This is a genomic window from Blastomonas sp. AAP53, assembly GCF_000331245.1.
Classification (GTDB): Bacteria; Pseudomonadota; Alphaproteobacteria; order Sphingomonadales; family Sphingomonadaceae; genus Blastomonas.
Window position 1 is genome coordinate 72143 of record NZ_ANFZ01000006.1, and the last position, 24073, is coordinate 96215.

Genomic DNA, 24073 nt, shown 5'->3' on the forward strand with positions numbered 1-24073 from the left:
GCCATGAGCCGGAGGCCGCTGACCGATGCGGAGGCGGCACTGTGGAAGCGGGTGATCGCCACTTGCGAGCCGTTCAAGGACAGAGCCAAACCCTCTCCCCTCCCGACTGGTGCAGGGGCAGGGACGTCCGGCAAGGCCGAGCAGCCCGGTGGTGGGCCAGTAAAGTCCGGTTTGCCGATCAGGCCTGCCCCCGGCGCAAAACCTGCGACCTTGGCCGACCCCGCATGGTTGCGAGAGGACTTCCTGCGGTCCAATCCCGCCAAACCCACCCCCGCCTGGACCTTCACGCCTGCGCCGGTCCCTACCGTCAAGGGCAACCTCGACGGCCATTGGGACCGGCGCATGTCCAAGGGCGGCGTGCAGCCCGATGTCACGATCGACCTGCACGGCCATACGCTCGCCAGCGCCTATGCGCGGCTCGATATGGCACTGGGGCAGGCGGTCGCGGCGGACATGCGGCTGATGCTGCTGATCACCGGCAAGGCCCGCGCGCCCGACACCGGACGCGGCGCGATCCGCGCGGCGGTCTCCGACTGGCTCGCCTCATCGCGCCACGCTGCCGATATCGCGGCGGTACGGAACGCCCACCCCCGGCATGGCGGGGATGGGGCGCTATATATCGTACTGCGGCGGCGGCGGGGTTAGTTGACTCCGGCGTCAGCGCATACGTCCCTCGACTACGCTCGGGAACGCGGCATAGGTTGCCGCAAATATACTCCCCCCGCCGCCTGTCCCGAGCGAAGTCGAGGGACGTACGCGAACTCAATCCTCCTTCGGATCGAACTCCAGCGACGCGCTGTTCATGCAATAGCGCAGGCCTTCGGGGCCGGGGCCATCGGGGAAGACATGGCCCAGATGCCCGTCGCAGCGCGCGCAGCGCACTTCGGTGCGGATCATGCCGTGGCTGGAATCGACGATCTCGCTGACCGCTTCGCCCTCGACCGGGGTGGTGAAGCTGGGCCAGCCCGACCCGCTGTTATACTTGGCGTCCGATTCGAACAGAGGCGCACCGCATCCGGCGCAGCGGTACATGCCATCGCCCTTGTGGTCGTTGTACTTGCCGGTGAACGCCCGCTCGGTGCCGCCTTCGCGCAGCACGTGATATTGCTCGGGGCTCAGCTTGGCGCGCCATTCGGTATCGCTGATCTTGGTGTCTGCCATGTATCTCTCCTGGGGAATGATCAACATGGGCCGACTGGGGAAACAGTCAAGATGCGCGTGCGGCGGCGCGGGCGATTTCGAGGAGTTCCTGCTCCAGCAGCAGGGCAGGCCCGGGGCTGGAACGCATCATCGCCTGCTGCAGCGCGAGCAGCCGTTCGGACAGGCGCGCCATTGCCTGCGGCCGGCCCCAGGCGCGCAGCTGCCGTGTCCAGTCTTGCGCGCTGCCTCCGCCCCAAAGCCTGCGGCTTTGCATCTCCTGCTTCACCCAGGCGGCGACATCGCGGGCATTGCCCATGCGCTGGGCGTGCCCGGCGAGCTGCATCACCTGGCGTTGCATCACGATCACCAGTCCCACTTCGGACACTGCCTGTTCGCGCATCCGCTTGAGCTCTTCGGGTAGGCGCCTGAGGTCACCCGACAGCGCGGCGTTGATGATCGGCTGCATCGCGTCATCCTCCGCATCGGCGCGCAGCGCGGTGATCGCCTCGCGGGTCACCGCCTTCGGCTCTTGCGGGGAGGAATCGAGATACAGCGACAGCTTCTCGATCTCCTGCGCCGCCAGCCTGCGATCGGAGGCGGTGAAGGCGGCGATGACATGCGCCAGATCAGTGTCGATGGTCAGCCCCGCCGCGCGGCCCAGTTCGGTGACGATCCGCGCCATGTCGTCCGGCCCGGGCGTCTTGGTCTGCACCGCAATGGCATGGGGCGCAGCCAGCACCGCCTTGGCAATGCGCGACTTGTCGGTGACGCTGCTTGCCAGCATGACCACGGGGTTGACCGCCTTGTCCGCGGCCAGCAGCGCCTCGACTGCGGGCAGGCTCTCTTCGCCACTGGTAGTGACGCGAATATAGCGGGCGTCGCCGAACAGCGAGAGCGAGGCAGCTTCGGCCGCCAGCAGCGAGGGGTCCCTGGCGAGCTGGTTCCCGTCGATATCCGTGCGTTCGATGCCCTTGGGGAAGCTCGCGATGATATCGGCCATCAGCGCCGCGTTGCCGCCATCATCGGTGCCGAAAATCAGGTACAGGCGGATATCGGGGCGCGGCTTGCGGGCCAGCGCATGGATCGTGGCGGCGTCACCCTTCATCGGGGGCCGCCGTCATTGCGCTGCCGAAACCTCGCGCGCGAACAGCGACAGCCGCGTCACGATCTGGTCGGCAATTTCGAGCGACAGGTTCTCGAGCGCGCGGTTTTCCGCCGCGATGGTGGCATATTCGCTGCTGACAATATCGACGCCCGCGTCCGATGCTGCGGTGGCATCGAGCACGATCTCGCCGCTGGCAATTTCGACCAGCTGATAGCGTGCGCGCAAGGTGCGGCGTTCGCGGGTGACCTGGTCGTTGGCGAGCAGACCGAAGCCGGTGATCTTGTCGTCGAGCACCACCTGCAGCCGGAACCGCTGGCTGCCGTTGCCCAGCGCGTCAAGCTTGTCGTCGAGTGCGTTCTTGACCAGCCACCCGGCGCGTCCCTCGATCGCGCCGACGCTGACATCACCCAAAGTGGTCGCCACCGCACCTTGCGTGCCGGACGAATACAGCGGCTGCATCCCGCAAGCGGAAAGGGGCAGGGCGAGCAGCAATAAGTGAGCAATCCGTTTCATCTGCACCGACCTATAGACCAATACCGGTTTCCCGCGAAGGCGGGAATCCATCCCCTGCCATGGCGTTTGCCGCAAATATTTGGAGATGGGCCCCCGCCTTCGCGGGGGACCGGAAGAATGTCACACCACCAGATTGACCAGCCGGTCGGGCACCACGATGATCTTGCGGATCGGGGCGCCGTCCAGGCTACGCTGCACCTTGTCTGACGCCAGTGCAAGCCGTTCGAGTTCCTCGTTGGGCAGGCCCTTGGCCACCGTCAATGTATCGCGCAGCTTGCCCTTGATCTGCACCGCGATGGTGACCTCGTCCTCGACCAGCAACGCCGGGTCGACCTCTGGCCAGCTGGCATCGGCGATCAGGCCGTGGCCCTCAATCAGTTCCCATGCCTCTTCGGCCAGATGCGGCACCATCGGCGCGACCAGCCGGATCAGCCCGCGGATGGCGATATTGCGGCTCGCGGATTTCTCGGCCTTTTCGATGGCATTGGTCAGCTCGTACAGCCGCGCCACGGCCTTGTTGAACGCCAAGGCCTCGATGTCCTTGCTGACCAGGTCGATCGTCTGATGCAGCTTGCGCTCCAAGGCCTTGTCCTGGCCTTCGGCAGCCTCGACCGCGTTGAACACGCGCCAAAGCCGCTGGACGAAGCGCCAGCAGCCTTCGATGCCCGCCTCGCTCCACGGCAGATCGCGCTCGGGCGGGCTGTCGGAGAGCATGAACCAGCGCACCGCGTCCGCACCATAGCGGTTCACGATCTCGTCGGGATCAACCACGTTCTTCTTGGACTTGGACATCTTCTCGACGCGGCCAGCAATTGCAGCTTCGCCAGTGTCGGTGATGATCCAGTCCTCGCCGCGCTTTTCGACCTGATCGGGACCAAGCCATTTGCCGTTGGTATCCTGCCAGGTCTGATGCGTCACCATGCCCTGCGTGAACAGGCTCGCGAACGGTTCGGTCACATCCAGCTTGTCGATCCGGGCCAGCGCGCGCGTCCAGAAGCGGGCGTAGAGCAGGTGCAAAATCGCATGTTCGACCCCGCCGATATACTGGCCGACGGGCAGCCATTTGGCGATTTCCTCGCGGTCGAACGGCTTGTCCGATGGCTGGCTGGCAAAGCGCAGGAAGTACCAGCTCGAATCGACGAAGGTATCGAGCGTGTCGGTCTCGCGCTGCGCCGGCTTGCCGCAGTTCGGGCAATTGACATGCTTCCATGTCGGATGGCGCACCAGCGGGTTGCCGGGGATTTCGAAGCTGACATCCTCGGGCAGGGTGACCGGCAGCTGGTCCTTGGGCACCGGAACGACACCGCAATCCTCGCAATGGATGAACGGGATCGGCGTGCCCCAATAGCGCTGGCGCGAGACGCCCCAGTCGCGCAGCCGCCACACGGTGGTGCCTTCGCCCCAGCCTTCGGCCTCGGCGCGCGTGATGACGGCGGCCTTGGCCTCATCGGCGGTCATGCCGTCGAGGAACGACGAATTGATGATATTGCCCGGGCCGGTATAGGCCTCGTCATGGATCGGCGCGGCTTCCTCGCCTTCGGTGGCGACGACGCGGGTGACCGGCAGCATGTACTTGCGCGCAAAGTCCAGGTCGCGCTGGTCGTGCGCGGGCACGCCCATGACGGCGCCGGTGCCATAATCCATCAGCACGAAATTGGCGATGAACACCGGCAGTTCCCAGGTGATATCGAACGGGTGCAGCGCGCGCAGACCCGTGTCGAAGCCCAGCTTTTCTGCAGTTTCCAGCTCGGCTGCGGTCGTGCCGCCGGCCTTGCAGCGTTCGATGAACGCGGCTGCTTCAGGGTTGTCGGCGGCGATCGCCTGCGCGATCGGATGATCGGCGGCGATCGCGACGAAGCTTGCGCCGAAGATCGTGTCGGGCCGGGTCGAGTAGACGGGGATTTTCGTGTCATCGCCGCTCAGGGCAAAGCTGAATGTCAGGCCTTGGCTCTTGCCGATCCAGTTCGCCTGCATCGAGCGGACCTTTTCGGGCCAGTCCTCGAGCGTATCGAGGCCTTCAAGCAGCTCGTCGGCAAAGTCGGTGATCTTGAGGAACCATTGGCTCAGTTTGCGCCGTTCGACCTGCGCGCCCGAGCGCCAGCCCTTGCCGTCAATGACCTGCTCGTTGGCGAGCACGGTCTGGTCGACCGGGTCCCAGTTGACCGCGCTCTCCTTGCGATAGACCAGACCCGCCGCGTACAGATCGAGGAACAGCGCCTGTTCGTGGCCGTAATATTCGGGCTCGCAGGTGGCGAGTTCGCGGCTCCAGTCGAGCGCGAAGCCCAGGCGCTTCAACTGCTTGCGCATCGCGGCGATGTTGTCGCGGGTCCAGCCGCCGGGGTGGACGCCCTTTTCCATCGCGGCATTTTCCGCGGGCATGCCGAATGCATCCCAGCCCATCGGGTGCAGCACTTCAAAGCCCTGCATCCGGCGATAGCGCGCGATGACATCGCCCATCGTGTAGTTGCGCACATGGCCGATGTGGATGCGCCCCGAAGGATAGGGGAACATCTCCAGCACATAGGCCTTCTTCTTGGGGCTGTTGCTGTCCGCCTTGAAGGACTGGCGCTCGTCCCACACCGACTGCCAGCGGGCATCGGCGGCGAGCGGATTGAACCGCGTAATCTCGTTCATTGTATCCCTCTGAAACGTCGGGGCTTATTCGCGAATGGCAGACTGGCGCAGATCGCGCGCCTTGGTGAGGATGACCTCTTCCAGCTTCTGCACCGTGGCGGCGCGCACCGGGGCATCGACCCACTGACCGTTCTGGTTGACCTGGCGGCTGGCGGCGACGCGCAACGCATCGGCGCGCAGGTCCTGGTCGAGGATCGACACCGTGACCTTCATCCGCTCGGACGGCGACTGCGGGTTGGCATACCAATCGGTCACGATCACGCCGCCGGCGCTGTCGGCCTGCAGCAGCGGCATGAACGACAGCGCGTCGAGCGAGGCGCGCCACAGATAGCTGTTCACGCCGATCGTCGTCACCTGGCTGGCGGCGATATCCGCCTCGGCGCGCTTTTCGCCGCCACCGCATGCAGACAACAGGGCCAGCGTGCCCATGGCGCACAAGCCAATGCGGGCGAAACGGAGAACAGGCATGGCGGCATCCTTATATATCTGACGCGAGAAACAGCGGCCTTCTATAGTTGCTTTGCCGCCTTGGGCAAGCACTAGCGCATGGCCCGGCATGTTCAGCCCGCAGCAAGATTCTGCACGATATTCTGATGCCTGCGGGGTGTGCGTTACCCACCTGAACGCCGGGTGGGCTGCAACCGATTGTGGATTGTATGCAACGGTCGAAGATTATTTTCGCCGTTAAGGTCTTTGGGCATATATGTCCGCGTAATTATGATAACTCTGTCATCAGGGACGGAGCGGGGTCGGATAAAGACAATGAAAACGGGAGTTTCAAAAAAGCTGGTGATATCAGGGCTTTTGCTCGGATCTGCGGCATTGGTGCCGTCGATTGCGCTCGCCTTTTCCTCCGGTTTTGATTCGCGCCCCGTGTCGATCGATGCCCGCGGCGGCATCGGGTCGTTCACCCCTGCATCGGTCGACCCGCGACTGGCCGACAAGCTCAAGTTTTCTGCCCTGCGTGGCGACAAGATGTTCCGCTTCACGCCGGCCGCATCTGCGGCGACCGATGGTCCGCGCGCATTGACGATTGCGGTGCGCGTGCGTCCCGATTCGGCCAAGGCGATCAACATCCGGCCTGACCTTGCCAGCGACAGCGGCCAGGGCGCAGGTCTGGTCCAGATCACCCCGACCGCGTTCAGCCTGGGCGTCGCCAAGGGCTTCACCAAGTTCGCGCTGCCCGCCACGATCCGCCAGCAGGACGAAGCCCTGCCTGACATCAGCAAGCTGGGTCGCAGCGGCGCTGGCACCAAGAGCCGCTTCAGCCCGCGGATCGAAGTGGATGACATCCAGGCACCGACCACCCGCGCGGTTCGTCCGTTCAACGATCAGGGCAGCTATTCGCTCGATGTCGGCGGCGCGTACAAGCTCACGCGCAACCTTGACGTCACTGCCGGCATCCGCCTGCGCAGCGAGCGCGACCGCCTGACTGGCCTCACCAACGAGCAGTATGACAGCCAGGCTGTCTATGTCGGAACCGAATTCCGCTTCTGATCCCGTTGGTTCGCTGACATCGCTAAACATGGCTCCCCTGCGAAGGCAGGGACCCATCTCTTGCGAGTAGCGAGCGGGGCAACCTTGGTGTGTCGCGCCAGCCCAACCCAACCAACCCCGCTCAGGCTGAGCCTGTCGAAGCCGCCCCTCTCTGACGTGCATCCCCTGTTCCTGCCGGTCTGAAGGCGACCCAAAAGATCAGATCCCCAAGCAACCGTCGACCTTTGCTCCGCATTCATTCCAAGTTCAGCACGCGACCCGTCTTGTGTCGTTGATTGTTCAATGGGGAAGTTCGGCTTATGCAGTCGCGTGTATTGGTCCTCACAGCCACTCTCGCGCTCTACGCCGGTCAAGCGGCGGCGCAGCCTTCCAATGCAGCGCCGAGCGATCTCACCGTCCGGTTGGGCGACACGGTTGCAATGGTCATCAATGACCAGCCGGTGCGTTTTCGTCTGACGCCGGATGCGGTGTCGGTGCCGACCGTCAATGCCGATCTGGCAGCCAGAGTCGGCCTCAAGCCCAGCATGATCGGCTATGTGTATCTCATCGGACCAGTGCGGATTGCCTTGCGGACTGATAATGTGAAGTACATTGCAGGCAGCAAATCATTCAAGAGCCGCACGGCATTCAGCGATCGGCAGGTGGTCGATGGTGCTGATGGCGTTGCAGGCCCCGCAACATTCCCTTTCCGACGCACCATATTCGTCTTGCGGGACCCGCAGCCGCGCGACCGGGCGATAACCTTCCGCCTCAACAAGGACATGGGTCTCAGCCAGACCGGCATGAAGATCGATGTCGGTGGCAAACCGGTCTATGTTGCCTTCAGTCTGGACCGGGCCGAAAGCGTGGTGACCGCAACCGGGGGCCAATGGATCTCCGATGCGAATGGCGGACGGTTCAACGGCGATGCCCGCGAAGCGCCGATCCTTTATGACATATCGCGCCCCATCCGCCGCCTCGACCTCGATCGGCCACTGATGCTGGGTGAGCTGGAGATCCGAAATCTTGCAGTTCGCGTTTCGGACATGGGCAATGCTGAAGGCATTCCCGACGGCGCTAAATCCGATCAGGACCTCGACGAGATCGTGGTCACGGCCGACAGCAAGCGTAAGGTCCCGAGTCAGCGGCTCTATATCGGGATGGATACCATCGGCCATTGCGCGTCGCTGACCTATGATTTTGACGCTGGCACTGTCACCTTGATGTGCCCTGATCAGCCTTCGGCTGCGGCAAAGGGCTGAAACGCGAGCATTGCCGGGCGTCGGAAAGCCCGTCGATCGCCGCCCAACCGTTGATGATCCTGGCAATCTGCTGCGAACGCGCTCGCGTCATGCCGCCCAGTGCGATCACCGGGAGGCGCGAGTGCTGCGCGAGGGTGGCAAACCGGGGGACGCCGAGCGAGGCACTGCCCGGGTGCGTGCGGGTTGCGAAGACCGGGGAGATCAGTGCCTGCGCGTGACCTCGCGTGGCATTTGCGCGGGCGAGTTCGCGCAGGTCGTGCACCGTCAGCAGCCGGATCAATCCGCTCGCCGCACCGCCGCCGGGCGCGCCATAGCAGCCATCTGCGCGCCAGCGCCGCGCCATCTTGGCATCGCCTGCCAGCACGATCACGCCGCCGCGCGAGCGGATTTGCTTCGCGAGCCGGTCGAACCGCGCTCGCCGCGCTGTGGGCTCCAGATGATAATGCCGGAACACCAGCCCCGATCCCAACGGCAGCCGCCTGATCGCGCGCTCCAGCACTGCATTGTTGCGCGCGTCGCTGATCAGCCAGAGCGTGGGCAATGTGTTTCCGGGCTGGCGGCGGCGCATGACCGGGCTTATAGCGCCGCCCCATGACTATGCCCAGCCACTCCGCCGCAACGCCGCTCGCCACGATCCGAGCAAATATCGCCCAGTCCGAGAAGATCGCGGGGCGCCCCGCCGCATCGACGACGCTGATCGCGATCTCCAAGACCAAGCCGGCAGACGCAATCGAGGACCTGATCGAACAGGGGCAGCGGGTGTTCGGCGAGAATCGGGTGCAGGAGGCGCAGGCCAAGTTCACCGATCTGCGCGCGCGCCATCCTGACCTGGAATTGCACATGGTCGGCCAGCTGCAGTCGAACAAGGCCGACGATGCCGTCGCGCTGTTCGACTATATCCATTCGCTCGATCGCATGTCGCTCGCCAAGGCGCTCGCCGCCGCGATGGACAAGGCGGGCAGGCAGGTGCCGTGCTTCGTCCAGGTCAACATCGGAGAAGAGGACCAGAAGGGCGGCTGCGCGATTGCCGAACTGCCCAAGTTCCTTGCCGATGTCCGCGCCCTGGGTCTGCCCGTCATCGGCCTGATGGCGGTGCCGCCGGCCGATGTCGAACCAGCGCCCTATTTCGCGCTGCTCGCCAACCTGACGCGCGACCATGGGCTCGATCAGCTGAGCATGGGCATGTCGGGCGATTATGAAACTGCCGTGCGTATCGGTGCGACTCATGTGCGGATTGGCTCTGCGCTGTTCGGCGCACGTTGATAGATCGGTGCACAATTGCCCAGTATTGGGCTAATCAAACTATTGCATCCATAATGGCGTTACTAGCCGAATAGGCTGGATTGATGTAGAAGGCTCTGCCTATACACGCGCTCCGGCAATATGGGGGGCGGTATGCGGGGTATCTTTCAGGCGGTCGTGGCGGCGGCGGTGTTGCTTCAGGCATCCGCGCTGCCGGTTTTCGCGCAGGAACGGTCCGCCGTCCGGCAGGGATTTACGCTCGCACCGCAAAGCGGCAAGACGATCTTGCTGCTGCGACCCTCCGTCCGGGTGGGCGAACAATCGACCGCAGGCATGCCCGAACCGCGCGCCGAGTGGACCGATCAGGCGCGAAATCATATCGAGACCGCGTTGGGCGAGGTGCAGCAGCAGCTTGGCAATGTCGTGGTGGCCGCGCCCGAGCCTTTTGGTGACGATGCGCGCAGCGTTGCCGAGCATATGGCGCTGTTTGCGGCGGTCTCGCGCGCGGTGATTCAGTATCAGTTCTTCGTCGGCAACCGCCTGCCCACCAAGAAGCGCGACAACAAGGCGGGGCAGCTCGACTGGTCGCTGGGGCCGACGGTTGCCAGCCTGCCGGGCGCGGGCGGGGCGGACTATGCACTGTTCCTGTACACGGACGATCACTATGGCTCGACCGGGCGCAAGATGCTGCAGATCGTCGGAATGGTCGCAGGCGTAGGCGTCACGTCGGGCCAGCACATCGGCTATGCCGGTCTGGTCGATCTGAAGACCGGCGATCTGTTGTGGCTCAATGCCGACTTCCAGATGGGCGGAGATGTGCGCGAGGCAGACGGCGCGCAAAAGCGCGTGCGCCAACTGCTCGAGGACTTTCCGGGCAGCGCAATCCCCAAGGATGACACGCCCAAGCAGGCCGCGCCATGATCGCGCGGATTTGGCAGGCGGGCAGCGCGGCGATGCTGGCGCTCGCCAGCCCGGCCCAGGTCGAGCCAACGCTGCCGCCGCCCTACTCCGGCGCCTATCAGCCGCAGGGCATCGACGAGCAGGGGTTGTGGCGCGAGATGGACGAAGAGGAGCGCCGCTTCGCCCAATCGGACATGCTGATCCGCGATCAGGCATTGCAGGCCTATGTCACCAGGGTGCTGTGCGACACGGTGGGGCAGGACCGCTGCGGCGCGACCCGGGTCTATATCGTCCGGGTTCCGATGTTCAACGCCACCATGTCTCCCAACGGACTGATGCAGGTCTATTCCGGATTGCTGCTGCGCGTGCGCAGCGAGGCCGAGCTGGGCGCGGTGCTGGGGCATGAATTCGGGCATTTTGAATCACGCCATTCGCTGCAGCAGCTGAAGGCGAGGCGCTCGGGTAGCGATGTGCTGGCCTGGACCGCCATGCTGGGCGCGCTGGCACCCAGCTATGACACGCTGCGCACCTATCGCAATCTGGAACTCACGATCATTGGCTCGATCTTCCGGTTCGGTCGCGATCAGGAACGCGAGGCCGACAGTCTCGGCATCGGCTATCTGAACACAAGCGCGCTGCGCCCGCAGGCGGCAGCGCAGGTGTGGGAAAGGCTGATGGGGGAGTTTGAGGCCGATGCGCTGGCCAAGGGGCTGAAGAAGCCGCGCTTCGACCGGATTCCCTTTTATGCCACGCACCCGCCAGAGGCAGAGCGCGCCGCCACTTTGGCCTTGCTCGCTCGCCCCGATGCGGCGGCGCGTGACGATGGAGCGGAGCGCTATCGTGCGGCGCTGGCCCCCTGGCTGCCGCAGCTTCTCGATGACCAGATCAAGCTGAATGATTTCGGGGCGAGCGAGTATATCATCCAGACGCTGGCGCAGGACGGCTGGACCGCGCCGCTGCACCATGCCCGTGGCGAGCTGCACCGGATGCGCGGGGCGCCGCGTGATCTGGTGAACGCGGCGCAATTCTATGCGCAGGCGGTTGCGCTCGACCCCCTTCATGCCGAGGCGCATCGCGGGCTGGGCCTCTCGCTCCTGAAGACCGGCCAGACCGTCTCAGGCCAGGCAGCGCTGCGGACCTATCTCGCCCTGAAACCTGATGCACCCGATGCGAAGCTGATCGGGATGATGATCCCCAAAGAGGTGCCAGCACCATGATGTCCCGTCCCGTCCGCCTGCTCGCCGCAACGTTTCTTCTCGCGCTGATGTGCGCGCCATCTGCTGCCTACGCGCACAAGCTTCGCGCGCAGGGAGAGGCGGTTGCGGTGGCCGATTCCGCGCTGACCGTCACGCCGGGGCGCGACTGGAACCGGCTCGACATGCGCATCGGCAAGCTGACCGAAAGCTGGACGCTCGACGGCGAGCAGCTCAACGATGTGACCTTTTATGCGGGGATCGAGCCCGGCAAGCCATTGGTGCGCGAACGCAGCAAGAAGCGCGAACCCTTGCCCAGGTTCACCGCCACCACCCTGCGATCGAAGTGCCGGAACTGCTGGAAGCGACCTATCGCAGCTACAAGCAGATCGGCACGTTCCGCATGCTCGATGTGGCACCGGGGCAGTTTCTGGGGCGTGACGGGGTGGCATTCAGCTATGAATTCGTCGATCAGGACGAGCTGACGCGGCGCGGCGAGGCGCAGGCTGCGATCATCGGCGGCAAGTTGTACATGATCACCTTTGATGCGCCGCGGTTGCACTATTTTGCACGCGGGGTCGACGATTTCCGTGCTTTGGCGACCAGTGCGCACCTGCCCTGACGGCGTTGGGTTCTTTGGCCTGCTATTCGGTCACATCGTCGAGCGTGAAATACCCCAGTTTCAGCGATTTGAGCACCAGCTGGGCTCGATTGGACACGGCAAGGCGACGCCGCGCGTCGGTAAGATATTCGCTGACGGTCTGGTCTGAAATTCCCAGCACCGATGCGATTTCCCAGCTGGTCATGCCGCGCGCGACCAGCTTGATGCAATCGACCTGGCGCGGCGAGAGCCTCTCGTCATTGTTCACGGCGACTTCCGGCAACTGCGATTGCCACAGCGTGCGGGCCTGCTGCCCCGCCGCTGCCCCGATCAGCATCGCCAGCATGAACGGGCGCGGTTTCAGGTCCTGGCCATCTTCCACCACGAAATGGACGGAAATGGTCGGGTGATCGGGCATGTGGCTGGCAATGGTACAACCCGAACCCAGGCCCATCTTGCGCATTTCTTCAAGATATTCACGCTGGATGCGCGTGAGCGGAATGATCGAGCTCAGGTCAGACCAGCGGATGGCACCGCCCCGGCGCTGGCAGGCAGCCAGAATGGGGCTGGTCAGGCTGTAGTCGCGGCGCTGAAAGAGGTCGTGCCAGGTTTCCGGGTAATTGGTGACCATTTCGGGCTTCATCAGGCCCGACTGCACGTGGACATGGCGTGCCAGCGCGGCATAGGCAAAGCCGAAAGGGCGCGCTGCCTCTGCTGTGGCATGCAAAAGCGCTTCCAGCGACGTAGCCGCTTCAATAGCCGCAGACGCGCGCTCGACAAGGTCCAGTTCCGGCATATGACTGGTCTGATTCCCGACAGTTCTCGATGGCCCACAACGGCACGGAGCTGCCAGCGGGAGGAAAGTTAACTACAGTTTAGTCGTTACCTGCTATTTACATCTGGGTAAACAGGCAACCCAGATACGGTTACATTGGTCCAGATCGGAGCTATCTGTCTTGCCGTCGAAAAATTCAGCGGCTGTCCGGTCTGTCGCGCTGCACCGGCAGGTTAGGCACCGGGCACGCCCAGCGCTGCTGCCGCCTCACGCACGCGGCGCTGATCTGCAGCCTTGTTCTTCAGCGCAGCGGTGGCATCACGCAACGCAGCTTGTGCCTTGCCGGTCTCGCCCAGCTGCATGCGGCTGCGCAGCAGCATGATCCAGCCATCGGTATCGCCCGGCTCGCGCTTCAGACGCTCGGCGAGGCCATCGACCATCTGCGCGACCATCATGTCCTGCTGGCCCTGGGGCAGCGCGGCTGCGGCGGCCATCTGGTCCGGACTGGGGCCGGGGATGCCGGCGGTCGCGGTCTCGGCGCCATCGGTCCTGAAACCGGCGGTGGGCGGCGCGAATTTGGCCGAGGCCAGCCGCTTCTCGACCTCGATGCCGCGTTCCTTGCCGACATTGCGGATCACATCCCGGATATCCTTGGCATAAGGCGCGTCGGCCGGCGTTTCGGCGAGCAGGCCGAACCAGTCCTCGATCGCTTCGGCATGCTTGCCATCGATATCCTTGGCGGCGGCGAGGAAATAGCGCGCGCGCGCATCCTTGGGGTCGATCTCGACTGCTTTGCTGAAGGCGGCGCGGGCATCCTGGCTGATCGCCTCGTCCTTGCTGGCCATGACGAGCGCCTCGCCCAGCATCGAATGATATTCCGAATTGCCGGGGGCAAGCTGGACCGCGCGGCGCATGGCGGTGGCGGATTCGGCAAAGCGGCCGGTCTCGAAATAGCTCCAGCCCAGCATGCGCCAGCCTTCGGCATCATCGGGATTGTCGCGCAAGCGCGTTTCCAGCGCGGTGATGACCTCGTCGACCGAGGCAGGCTGGCCTTGCGCATTCAAGGGCGCAACCGGGCCCGATGCTGCGGGCTGCTGGTCGGTATAGACCTTGTATCCTACAGCGCTGACGGCGATCAGCGCGGCTGCAGCCAGTGCGATCCTTCCAGCCCCGAAACCGCCGCCAGATGCGCGGGCAGGGGTATCGGCTGCCGCAGCAGGGGTGGCGGGATCGGTCATGGGGTCTGTCATCTGGGGTCTCTTCGTACGCGTCCGGCGATCAAGCTAGCGGATCGGCCAAAATTTCCAAATTCTAAGTGGTAAAGATCACATTCTTTGCTAGAAATATCGGCATAGGGTTCGCAACCGAATTTGGGCAATTGCTTGCGGCAGCGGGGCATTCTGGCGATAGCGGCACCGATGGGGGAAGTCGGGCTGCGGGTTTCCGGACTGGTCTGATGGCCTGCGAGCGCAGGCGCACCTGCGTCTGCAACTGGGGGACGCGAACCTGTGAGCGAGATTTTCCGCGTTGCGATCATCGGGTCGGGCCCAGCGGGCAAGAGCGCCGCTGGTCGTGCGGCCAGCCTGGGCATGAGCCACATCCTGCTCGAAAAGACCGATCACCTTTCGGACACCATCTACAAATACCAGAAGGGCAAGCACGTGATGGCCACGCCATCGCAGCTGGTCCTGCGCTCCGACCAGGAGTTCGAGGCAGGCAAGCGCGAGGCGATCCTCGAAAAATGGAACGCGCGCACCAGGGAACTGGGCGTCAATGTGAAGTTCAATGCCGAGGCCAAGGCGATCCGGGGCACTGGCCCAGCGATCGAAGGGAGCGTGCATGTCATCGAACAGCGCGCGCGCGATGGCTCTGTCACCAAAAAGGAAATCCAGCGCTACGCCCCGCCCTATGAGATCGAGCTGACCAACGGCGAAAAGATCATGGCGGAAAACGTCGTCTTCGCCATCGGCACGCAGGGCAACCCCAACCGCATGCGCTGCCCGGGCGGTGATCTGCCGCATGTGCAGTATCAGCTGGATGACCCCACCGAATATGTCGACGAGCATATCGTCGTCATCGGCGCGGGCGATGCGGGGATCGAGAACGCGCGCGGCCTGGCCGAAGATTCGGCGCAGGGCAACGTCGTCACCATCGTCAGCCGCGGCCCGGAAGCGACCAGCCCCAAGGAGTCCTTCCCCACTGCCAAGGAAGCCAATGCGCTGGCGCTGCTGGGCGATCGCAATGCCGGCAAGCTCAACATCCGCTTCGAGACCGATACCGCCAGTGTCGAGCCGGGCTGGATCACCTTCAGCACCCGCGATGGCGAAGAGCGGGTGCGCTGTGACCGGATCATTGCGCGCATCGGCTCTGCCCCGCCGCGCGCGTTCATCGAGGAATGCGGCATCGCGTTCACCAGCGCCGACCGGCTCGCGTTCCCGCAATTGTCGCCGGTGTTCGAATCGACCGCGCCGGGGATTTTCGTCATCGGCGCGCTGGCAGGCTATCCGCTGATCAAGCACTGCATGAACCAGGGCTATGACGTCATCGAGTTCATCAACGGCAATACCGAACTGAAGCCGGCGGACGAGCCGATCCTCGAGGCCAAGTTCCGCGACCTCCCGGGGCGCAAGTCGGTGGCCGAATGGCTCGATCTGCTGCGCGAGAACGTCACCATCCTCAACGGCATGAACCCGCTGCAGATGCGCGAGTTCATGCTCGATTCGGATGCCAAGTTCTACCGCAAGGGCGACGTGATCTTCGAACGCGCAGCCCCCGGATCGTCGCTGTTTGCGATCGCGCAAGGCTCGGTCGCGGTGCAGATTGACCCCAATGACACATCGAAGACCGTGCCGATCGGCCAGGGATCGATCTTTGGCGAGGTCGGCCTGATTTCGGGCCGGCGCCGCGGTGCGACGATCATTGCTGCCGAGGACACGATCTGCGTGGAAATCTCGCGCAACGCCGCATTGAAGCTGCAGAGCCAGGTGCCCACCGCCAAGAAGGCGATCGAGCGCATCTCGACCGAACGCCTGCTGCTCCAGATGTTCGGCTCCGGCTTGAAGCCCGCCGACATTGCCGAGGTGGTGCAGACCAGCAAGATCCGCCAGATCAAGCCGGGCGAGGCGATCTTGAAGGAAGGCGACGAGGGTACCGAGATCTATGTGATCCGGGTGGGATCGATGATCGTGGAGAAGGAGATCGGCGGAAAGCCGGTGTTCCTCTCCTATCTTCCCGCAGGCTCGTATGTCGGCGAAATGGCGCTGATCGCAGGCGGACGGCGCACCGCGACGGTGAAGGCGGCAATCAAGTCCGAGGTCATCCAGATCGACGGCGATGCCTTCAAGAAGGTGCTTGAGGCCAACCCCGAGCTGCTCAAGCGCGCCAAGCGCGACATGGCCAGCCGCCAGGACATCAACGCGTTCATCGAGGCGAAGAAGGACAGCTTCTCGGGCGTGGTCGACATGTATTCGGGGGTTGCCAACTTCCTGGTCGAGAACGGCATCGGCGAGGCGACCGACGTGCTGCTGATCGACGAGACGTTGTGCGTGGGCTGCGACAATTGCGAAAAGGCGTGTGCCGATAGCCATGACGGCCTGTCGCGGCTCGATCGCGAGGCCGGGCGCACCTATGCGCACCTGCACGTGCCGACCAGCTGCCGCCATTGCGAACATCCGCACTGCATGGCCGATTGCCCGCCCAACGCCATCAACCGCGGCCCCGATGGCGAGGTGTACATCAACGATACCTGCATCGGCTGCGGCAACTGCCAGCGCAACTGCCCTTATGGGGTTATCCGCATGGACAAGGTGCCGCCGAAGAAGCCGGGCCTGTTGTCCTGGCTGTTCTTCGGCTTTGGTCCGGGTCCGGGCGAGCCAAGCAAGAAATGGTCCTATGCCAACAGCGAGCCCGGAGTCGAAAAGCCCAAGAAGGCGATCAAGTGCGACATGTGCGCCGGCATCGAGGGCGGCCCCAGCTGTGTGCGCGCCTGCCCGACGGGCGCTGCCATCCGCGTCGCGCCCGACGAGTTCCTGACCGTCGCCCGGCTCGAGCAGGAGGAGGCTTGACCCATGGCTAGCAAGGCCCAGCCCGCAGCGCCGCCCGTGCGCAGGAAGACCACCGGTCGTCAGCGCAATTCGATGCATGACGGCTTTTTGCGGCACAAGAACTTCCGCTGGATGAAGATCGCCACGGTGCTGTCGATCACCTGCCTGGTCAGCTATTTCCTCGTGGACGTGCAGCCGCGCCACAATGGCGGGTCGTGGTATGGCTATACCCTGGGCACCATCGGCGCCTTGCTGATCGTTTGGCTCACCTGCCTTGGCATGCGCAAGCGCGCGATCACGCCGGGGGGCTGGTCCTTGAAGGCCTGGACCAGCGCGCACGTGTATCTGGGGCTGAGCCTCATCGTCATCGGCACGCTGCACACCGGCTTCCAGCTGGGTTGGAACGTGCACACTTTGGCCTGGTCGCTGATGATGATCGTGATCATCTCCGGCATCGTCGGCATCTATTTTTACGCGACGCTGCCCGATAACCTGTCGAACAACCGGGCAGACAGTGACGGCGCGGTGACCGAGCGGATGATGATCGAGCAGCTGCGCTCGCTCGACCGCCAGTTGCACGATGCCGCCCAGCCGCTCGATCCTGGCCAGGCCGCCCTGGTGCAGGCCTCGCTCGAGCAGGACCCGTTCGACGGCAATTTCTTCCAGCGCATCGGCAACAGTTACGGTGGCTGCGAAACCCGCAAGGCGATGGCCGAGTTGCGACGGCTACGCGCCTATCAGCCGCGCATGGGCGATGACCCGCTCGACAAGGTCGATGGGCTTTTGCAGCGCAAGGAATCGACTCTGGCGCGGCTGCGCAAGCATCTGCAGATCAAGGCGATGCTGCAGGTCTGGCTGTACGTGCACGTGCCGATGACGTTTGCGCTGCTTGCGGCGCTCTCCGCCCATATCTTCAGCGTGTTTTTCTATTGGTGATCGCAGGTCCGGGGGCGGGGTTTCGGCAAGTTTTGGGGGCAGTTTCATGATGTTTATCGTCCGCCAGGTCGCCTTGAAGGCAGACGGCAGCGAGATTGTCCGCCAGACCGAAGTGGCGGGCGAAGAGCTCTTCATCGGTCGCAATGCCAGCAACGGCGTCCACCTGCCCGATCTGGCGGTCAATCCCGTGCATGCGCGCGTCGAGCGGCGCGGCGGCGAATTGTTCATCACATCGCAGTCGCAGCAGCCGTTCGATATCGATGGCCGCAGCGTGGAATCGACGAAAATCGATATCGCGCGCGGCGCGGAATTGCGTTTTGGCGGTCACATCATCGCGGTGGGGGCAGAGGGCGATGCGGTGACGCTCACCGTCCGCCGGATCGAGGCGGTGTCCGACAGCGCCGAGGACAAGGACGAGGCAGCGATCTATTCGCTCAAGGGCCTGCTGCCGGGCAAAAGGATGAGCGCCTGGGGCTTTGCGCTGCTGGTGCTGATCGCGTGCCTCGCCTGGCCGGTCTATACCTGGTCCAGCTACAAGGATTTGGCGTACAAGGAAAAAGTGTCGCGTCCCGCCGGTTTCCATGCCGACGGCCTGTGGTCATCGGGCAAGATGAGCCAGGCGCACAAGACGCTGAAGGACGATTGCCAGGCCTGCCATGTCGATGCGTTCGTGTCGGTTCGCGACAACGCCTGCATGACCTGCCATGAAAAGGACGCAGGGCCGCACGCGCCAATGACGCGGCAGCTCACCGCGCGCGGGGACCCCACCGGATTTGCCGCCTTCACCCGATTCGTCGCGACCAGTTTCAACAAACCGGCGGGGCGCTGTGTCGAATGTCACACCGAGCATGAGGGGGCAGGTGCTATGCAGCCCACTCAGCAACGATTCTGTGCTGAATGCCACGACGGGATGGACACGCGCTTGACCAATACCAAGCTCGATAACGCCGCCGATTTCGGCAATGCGCATCCGCAGTTCCAGCCTGCGGTGCTGGTGCGTCCGCTCGTCGGCGATGACTCCAAGGCTCCGCGCAAGCGCATCTCGCTCGACAAGCGCCCCCGCGAAAACAATGGCCTGAAATTCCCGCACGACCTGCATCTCGCAAAGACCGGCGGTGTGGCGCAGATGGGGCGGCGGCTGTCTGCCAAATACGATTTTGGCGATGCGCTCGAATGCTCCGATTGTCATGAGGCGGACAAGAACAATGTCGGCTTTGTAGCCGTCGACATGGAGAAGAGCTGTGCGATGTGCCACAGCTTGGCTTTCGACAAGATCGGCGGCACCTATCGCACGTTGCGTCATGGCGAGCCCGAGCAGGTAAAGGCCGATCTGCGCGCCTTCTACCGTTCCACGCCGCCTGCACGCCCGATCAACCTGGGCAGTCTGGCCCGGCAACGGCCCGGTGTGGTGAATTCCAGGCGCACGGCGGCGGATTATGCCCGCGCGGTCAACTTCCGCGGAGGCCGGGCCGATCAGGCGATCCGCCAGGTCTTCAGCCGGGGCGGCGCGTGCTACGACTGCCATGTCGTGGTGCCGCCTTCGTCATCGGGAGCGCTCGACTTCCGCATCGCACCGGTCGCGCAGACCAGCCGTTATCTGCAGAAGGGCTGGTTCACGCATGACGCGCACGACAAGGAAGAGTGCACCAGCTGCCACCTTGCCGAAACGTCGAAGGACGCAACCGATCTGCTTCTGCCCGGCATCAAGAATTGCCGCACCTGCCATGTGGGTGAAACCGGTGAGTCGCTGATCAAGGTGAAGAAACCGGTCGAATCGACCTGCGCAATGTGTCACGATTACCATGCCGACAAGGGGGCTCCATGGCTGCTTCGCGAGCAAGACAAGAAGAAAAAGCGGCCAGAGATCACGGCGGCGATGGCGCATCCGGGCGGAGCGGGAGCCCGGTTGCGACGATAACCGGCGGCCCTGACGATGCCCAGAACGAAGGATCAAAGCCCCGGATGCTGATTGCTCAGATTACCGATATTCATCTGGGCTTCGATCCGGACAATCCTGCCGAGTTCAATCGCAAGCGGCTGGATCAGGTCATCGCCATGTTGCGCGAGATGGACCCGATGCCGGACATGCTGCTGGCGACCGGCGACCTGATCGATCGCGGCGACGAGGACAGCTATCGTCGGCTGAAGAACGCGCTCTCCATCTGCCCTTTCCCGGTTTACATGTGCCTGGGCAATCACGACCAGCGCAACACCTTCCACGCACAATTTCCCGACGTGCCGATGGTCGATGGGTTCGTGCAATATGAGGTCGATGCCGGGCCCATCCGTTTGCTGGTGCTCGATACGCTCGAGGAAGGGCGGCATGGAGGCGCCTATTGCGAGGTTCGCGCCGATTGGCTGCGCGCGCGGCTGGCCGAACAGAGCGATCGCCCGACGCTGATCGTCCAGCACCATCCGCCGATCGAGGTTGGGATCGAATGGATGAACACGCACCCCGAAGAGCCCTGGGTGGAATGCTTGCGCGATTGCTTTGCCGGGCACAGCAACATCATCGGCATGGTGTGCGGCCATGTCCACCGCGCGATCGTGAGCAGCTGGAGCGGCTTTCCCGTCGTGATCTGTCCATCGAGCGCGCCGCAGGTGGCGCTGGAGCTGGCGCCCATCGATCCCGACACGCCCGATGGTCGCAACATGATCATCGCCGATCCGCCTGCCTTTGCGCTACACTGGTGGAACGGGCGCGAGCTGATCACCCATTACGAGACCGCCGATGAGCATGTCATGCTCGCCCGCTATGACGAGCGGATGCAGCCTCTGGTCCGCAGCCTGTTGGCGGAGCGGCCGGTTTAGCGTCCCTGCTTTTCCCTCAAGGCTGGAGTTCTGATCACAGCCATGCGACCAGAGCGCATGGGCGAGGGGTCGCCGGTTGCGCGCATGTCCCCTTGCGACCCTCGCTGCGCTGCCCACATGAAGGACAGCGGACGGGGCTTCGGAACAAAGGGAACATCATGGTGAAGACATTTCTGCTGATCGCAGCATCAGCGCTGGCAGTGGGCGCAGCGATGCCCGCGCTGGCACAACAGGCAGCGCCGGTCGCAACCGATGCGCAATCGAAGCTGATCTATCAGGATTGGACCGGACCTTATGAGGGCGTGCCGCCGTGGGACCAGGTGTCCACCGCCGCGTTTCCCGCCGCGATCCAGGCCGCGATGGACGAGCTGAAGGCCGAGTATGAGGTGATTGCCACCGACAAGAGCGAACCCACCTTCCAGAACACCAACCTTGCGCTCGAAATGGCCGGCGACAAGATGGACCGGGTGTTCGCGATGTGGGGCGTCTATACCAGCAACCTGGCCGACAGGCAGGTCCGCGCGATGCAGGCCGAATGGGCGCCAAAGATCAGCAAGTTCTACAACGAATTGACGCTCGATCCGCGCATTCTGGCCCGCATCAAGTCGGTCTACGACCGTCGCGAGACGCTGGGGCTCGATGCCCAGCAGATGCGGCTGCTCGAGCGTGATTATGACGGGCTGGTGCGCGGCGGTGCGCTGCTCGACGATGCCGCCAAGGCACAGCTGATCACGATCAACAGTGAACTGGCCGGGCTATATTCGACGTTCAACGAAAAACTGCAGGCCGATGAAGAGAAGTACCTCGTCATCACCGACAAGGCCGAGCTTGCGGGCCTGCCCGACAGCTTTGTCGCCTCGCTCAAATCGGCGGCGGAAGAGCGCAAGGTCGATGGCTGGGTGCTGGTCAACACCCGTTCGGTCATGCAGCCAGTGCTGGAGAACGCCACCAACCGGGCACTGCGCGAAAAAGTCTGGCGCTCGTACGTGATGCGCGGTGACAACAATGACGCCAACGATACCAACGCCACGATCGCGCAGATCCTCAAGCTGCGCCAGCAGCGTGCCGAACTGCTGGGTTTCAAGACCCACGCGCATCTGCGGATGGATGACACCATGGCCAAGGATCCGGCACGCGCGATGGACCTGATGATGAAGGTCTGGCCCGCTGCGGTCGCCCGCGTGAAGCAGGAGGTCGCCGACATGCAGGCGGTGGCCGACAAGGAGGGCGCGGGCCTCAAGATCGAGCCCTGGGACTATCGCTTCTATTCGGAGAAGGTGCGCAAGGCGAAATACGATCTCGATCAGAACGAGATCAAGCCGTACTTCCAGCTGAGCAAGATGATCCAGGGCATGTTCGATGCCGCGGGCAAGCTCTATGATCTGGAGTTCAAGGAAAACACCGGCGAGGTTCCGGTCTTCCATCCCGATGTCACCACCTATGTCGTCACCAACAAGCTGACCGGCGAGAATGTCGGGCTGTTCTACATGGATGCCTATGCGCGCACCGGCAAACGGTCGGGTGCCTGGGCGACATCGTATCGCGCGCAGCAGCGGCTGGGCGGGGATCGCAACGTGCTAGCGTCGAACAACAACAATTTCGTCAAGCCCGCAGCGGGCGAGCCTGCGCTGATCAGCCTCGATGATGCGTCGACGCTGTTCCATGAGTTCGGCCATGCGCTGCATTCGCTGCTGACCGATATCGAATATCCCGGACTGCGGGGCACCCCGCGCGACTTTGTCGAATATCCCAGCCAGGTGAACGAGAACTGGCTTCTGACGCCTTACATCCTCAACACCTACGCGACGCACTACAAGACCGGCGAGCCGATCCCGGCGGAGCTGGTGAAGAAGATCAACGCCAGTGAGACCTTCAACCAGGGCTTCTCGACCGTCGAGTATCTGTCGTCGGCGATTGTCGACATGAAGCTGCACAACCGCACCGACCCTGTCGCCGATCCGCGCGCGTTCGAGAAGGCGACGCTGGCGGAAATCGGCATGCCGTCCGAGCTGGTCATGCGCCACCGGCTGCCGCAATTCGGGCACCTGTTCTCGTCGGACAGCTATTCGGCGGGCTATTACAGCTATCTGTGGTCCGAGACGATGGACGCCGATACCTGGGCCGCGTTCGAGGAATCGGGCGATGTGTGGAACCGCGACATCGCCGACAAGTTCCGCAAGACGCTGCTCTCCACCGGCAACGAGACCGAGCGGGTCGAGGCGTACCGTGCCTTCCGTGGGCGCGATCCTGACGTGAATGCGCTGCTCAAGCGGCGCGGTTTCCCCACCACCACAACGGCGGCGGCGACACCGACAGCGGATCGCGACTGATTGCATCGCACCAGCAAAGGTTTGGCGGGGCACGTCCCGTCAAACCTTTGCTAGGGGCAGGGCAACAGCAACTGGCTTGCCGGTCAGCGGGCGCGCGCTTATCTAGCCAGCATGACAACGATCCCCAGTACGCTCGACCTGATTGGCAACACCCCGCTCGTGCGGCTCGCAGGGCCCAGCGAGGCTGCGGGGTGCGACATCTTTGGCAAATGCGAATATGCCAACCCCGGCGCATCGGTGAAGGACCGTGCGGCGCTGTACATCGTGCGCGATGCCGAAGAGCGCGGCACGCTCCAGCCCGGCGGTACGATCGTCGAGGGGACAGCTGGAAACACCGGCATCGGTATCGCGCTGGTCGCCAACGCCAAGGGCTACAAGACCATCATCGTGATGCCCGAGACGCAGTCCAAGGAAAAGATGGACACGCTGCGCGCGCTGGGCGCCGAACTGGTGCTGGTGCCGGCCGCGCCTTATGCCAATCCCGGCCATTTCGTGCACACCTCGCGCCGCATCGCCGAAGAAACGCCGGGCGCGGTCTGGGCGCAGCAGTTCGACAATATCGCCAACCGCCGCGCGCATATCGAGGGTACGGCGGAGGAAATCTGGGCGCAGATGGAGGGCCGCATCGATGGCTTCACCTGCGCGGCGGGCACCGGCGGCACGATCGCGGGCGTCGGCATGGGCCTCAAGGCGCACGATCCCAATGTCACCATCGCGCTCACCGATCCGCACGGCGCGGCGCTGTTCAACTATTTTGCCAATGGCGAACTGAAGGCCGAAGGTTCGTCGGTCGCCGAGGGCATCGGCCAGGGGCGGATCACCGGCAATCTGGAAGATGCGCCGATCGACACGCAGTTCCGCATCTCCGATGAGGTCGGCCTGTACTGGGTGCAGCGGCTGCTCAAGGAAGAGGGGCTGTGCCTCGGTCTGTCGTCGGGGATCAACGTGGCCGGCGCGGTGGAGTTGGGCCGGACGCTGGGCGAGGGCTCGCGTGTTGTCACGATCCTGTGCGATACCGGCTTTCGCTATCTCTCGACGCTCTACAATGCCGAGTGGCTGCGCGCGAAGGGATTGCCGGTCTTTCCCTGGCTGGCCGATTGACCTATACTCAG

The 24073-nt window shown here is 63.8% G+C and carries 21 protein-coding genes; 13 read left to right on the plus strand and 8 right to left on the minus strand.

Features of this window, described 5'->3' with window-relative positions; genetic code table 11:
* Positions 1-3: 3 nt before the first annotated feature.
* The gene (locus D618_RS0103290) at positions 4-645 is read left to right on the plus strand and encodes a Smr/MutS family protein (RefSeq protein WP_026091233.1); all 642 of its coding nucleotides are present in this window, start codon (positions 4-6) and stop codon (positions 643-645) included.
* Positions 646-762: 117 nt separating this feature from the next.
* Here the strand turns inward: D618_RS0103290 and msrB are convergent, their stop codons facing one another.
* The 5 genes from msrB to D618_RS0103315 all read right to left on the minus strand — a co-directional run bounded on the left by msrB (position 763) and on the right by D618_RS0103315 (position 5860).
* On the minus strand, positions 763-1161 hold the full coding sequence (gene msrB, locus D618_RS0103295) for a peptide-methionine (R)-S-oxide reductase MsrB (protein ID WP_017670063.1): 399 nt from the start codon (positions 1159-1161) through the stop codon (positions 763-765).
* Between the two features lie 46 nt (positions 1162-1207).
* Positions 1208-2245: a DNA polymerase III subunit delta gene (holA, locus tag D618_RS17515; protein WP_017670064.1), complete on the minus strand. Its 1038-nt coding sequence runs from the start codon at positions 2243-2245 to the stop codon at positions 1208-1210.
* 12 nt (positions 2246-2257) lie between these two features.
* The gene (gene lptE / locus D618_RS0103305) at positions 2258-2758 is read right to left on the minus strand and encodes an LPS assembly lipoprotein LptE (protein ID WP_026091234.1); all 501 of its coding nucleotides are present in this window, start codon (positions 2756-2758) and stop codon (positions 2258-2260) included.
* A 120-nt stretch (positions 2759-2878) separates the two neighbouring features.
* A complete protein-coding gene (leuS, locus tag D618_RS0103310; protein WP_017670066.1) occupies positions 2879-5392 on the minus strand; it encodes a leucine--tRNA ligase in 2514 nt (837 codons plus the stop codon).
* Between the two features lie 24 nt (positions 5393-5416).
* Positions 5417-5860 (minus strand): DUF3576 domain-containing protein, encoded by a 444-nt coding sequence (locus D618_RS0103315; RefSeq protein ID WP_026091235.1) that lies wholly within the window; start codon positions 5858-5860, stop codon positions 5417-5419.
* Between the two features lie 405 nt (positions 5861-6265).
* Between D618_RS0103315 and D618_RS0103320 the strand changes: the two genes are divergently transcribed.
* Both D618_RS0103320 and D618_RS0103325 read left to right on the plus strand, forming a co-directional pair.
* Positions 6266-6889, plus strand: a complete 624-nt coding sequence (locus tag D618_RS0103320; RefSeq protein WP_238550577.1) for a hypothetical protein — start codon at positions 6266-6268, stop codon at positions 6887-6889.
* Between the two features lie 314 nt (positions 6890-7203).
* Positions 7204-8130, plus strand: coding sequence for a hypothetical protein (locus tag D618_RS0103325; protein WP_152414514.1), 927 nt, complete (start codon positions 7204-7206; stop codon positions 8128-8130).
* Here the strand turns inward: D618_RS0103325 and D618_RS0103330 are convergent.
* Positions 8084-8698: a thiamine phosphate synthase gene (locus tag D618_RS0103330; protein ID WP_017670070.1), complete on the minus strand. Its 615-nt coding sequence runs from the start codon at positions 8696-8698 to the stop codon at positions 8084-8086. The two genes, D618_RS0103325 and D618_RS0103330, sit on opposite strands and share 47 nt — an antisense overlap.
* Before the next feature lie 23 nt (positions 8699-8721).
* Here D618_RS0103330 and D618_RS0103335 point away from each other — a divergent pair, with 23 nt between their 5' ends.
* From D618_RS0103335 to D618_RS19990, 4 genes are all read left to right on the plus strand, one after another.
* Positions 8722-9393 (plus strand): YggS family pyridoxal phosphate-dependent enzyme, encoded by a 672-nt coding sequence (locus D618_RS0103335; RefSeq protein ID WP_040370198.1) that lies wholly within the window; start codon positions 8722-8724, stop codon positions 9391-9393.
* Between the two features lie 132 nt (positions 9394-9525).
* A complete protein-coding gene (locus D618_RS0103340; protein ID WP_017670072.1) occupies positions 9526-10293 on the plus strand; it encodes a hypothetical protein in 768 nt (255 codons plus the stop codon).
* Positions 10290-11489, plus strand: a complete 1200-nt coding sequence (locus tag D618_RS0103345; RefSeq protein WP_017670073.1) for a M48 family metallopeptidase — start codon at positions 10290-10292, stop codon at positions 11487-11489. The genes D618_RS0103340 and D618_RS0103345 overlap by 4 nt, the downstream gene beginning before the upstream one ends.
* 322 nt (positions 11490-11811) lie before the next feature.
* The gene (locus D618_RS19990; protein WP_017670074.1) at positions 11812-12087 is read left to right on the plus strand and encodes a hypothetical protein; all 276 of its coding nucleotides are present in this window, start codon (positions 11812-11814) and stop codon (positions 12085-12087) included.
* Between the two features lie 22 nt (positions 12088-12109).
* On the opposite strand, the gene D618_RS0103355 is transcribed toward D618_RS19990, so the two are convergent.
* Together D618_RS0103355 and D618_RS0103360 are read right to left on the minus strand one after the other, a co-directional pair.
* On the minus strand, positions 12110-12862 hold the full coding sequence (locus D618_RS0103355; RefSeq protein WP_017670075.1) for a LuxR family transcriptional regulator: 753 nt from the start codon (positions 12860-12862) through the stop codon (positions 12110-12112).
* Between the two features lie 212 nt (positions 12863-13074).
* Complete coding sequence (locus D618_RS0103360) at positions 13075-14091, minus strand: tetratricopeptide repeat protein (protein ID WP_238550578.1); 1017 nt, start codon at positions 14089-14091, stop codon at positions 13075-13077.
* Between the two features lie 258 nt (positions 14092-14349).
* Between D618_RS0103360 and D618_RS0103365 the strand changes: the two genes are divergently transcribed.
* The 6 genes from D618_RS0103365 (at position 14350) to D618_RS0103390 (ending at position 24062) form a co-directional block, all read left to right on the plus strand.
* Positions 14350-16905: a cyclic nucleotide-binding domain-containing protein gene (locus D618_RS0103365; RefSeq protein ID WP_017670077.1), complete on the plus strand. Its 2556-nt coding sequence runs from the start codon at positions 14350-14352 to the stop codon at positions 16903-16905.
* Between the two features lie 3 nt (positions 16906-16908).
* A complete protein-coding gene (locus D618_RS0103370) occupies positions 16909-17820 on the plus strand; it encodes a hypothetical protein (RefSeq protein WP_017670078.1) in 912 nt (303 codons plus the stop codon).
* A 46-nt stretch (positions 17821-17866) separates the two neighbouring features.
* Positions 17867-19738 (plus strand): cytochrome c3 family protein, encoded by a 1872-nt coding sequence (locus D618_RS0103375; protein WP_017670079.1) that lies wholly within the window; start codon positions 17867-17869, stop codon positions 19736-19738.
* Positions 19739-19782: 44 nt separating this feature from the next.
* Positions 19783-20631, plus strand: coding sequence for a phosphodiesterase (locus tag D618_RS0103380; RefSeq protein ID WP_017670080.1), 849 nt, complete (start codon positions 19783-19785; stop codon positions 20629-20631).
* A gap of 158 nt (positions 20632-20789) precedes the next feature.
* On the plus strand, positions 20790-22961 hold the full coding sequence (locus D618_RS0103385) for a M3 family metallopeptidase (RefSeq protein WP_017670081.1): 2172 nt from the start codon (positions 20790-20792) through the stop codon (positions 22959-22961).
* Between the two features lie 111 nt (positions 22962-23072).
* Positions 23073-24062 (plus strand): cysteine synthase A, encoded by a 990-nt coding sequence (locus tag D618_RS0103390; RefSeq protein WP_017670082.1) that lies wholly within the window; start codon positions 23073-23075, stop codon positions 24060-24062.
* Positions 24063-24073: the final 11 nt, after the last annotated feature.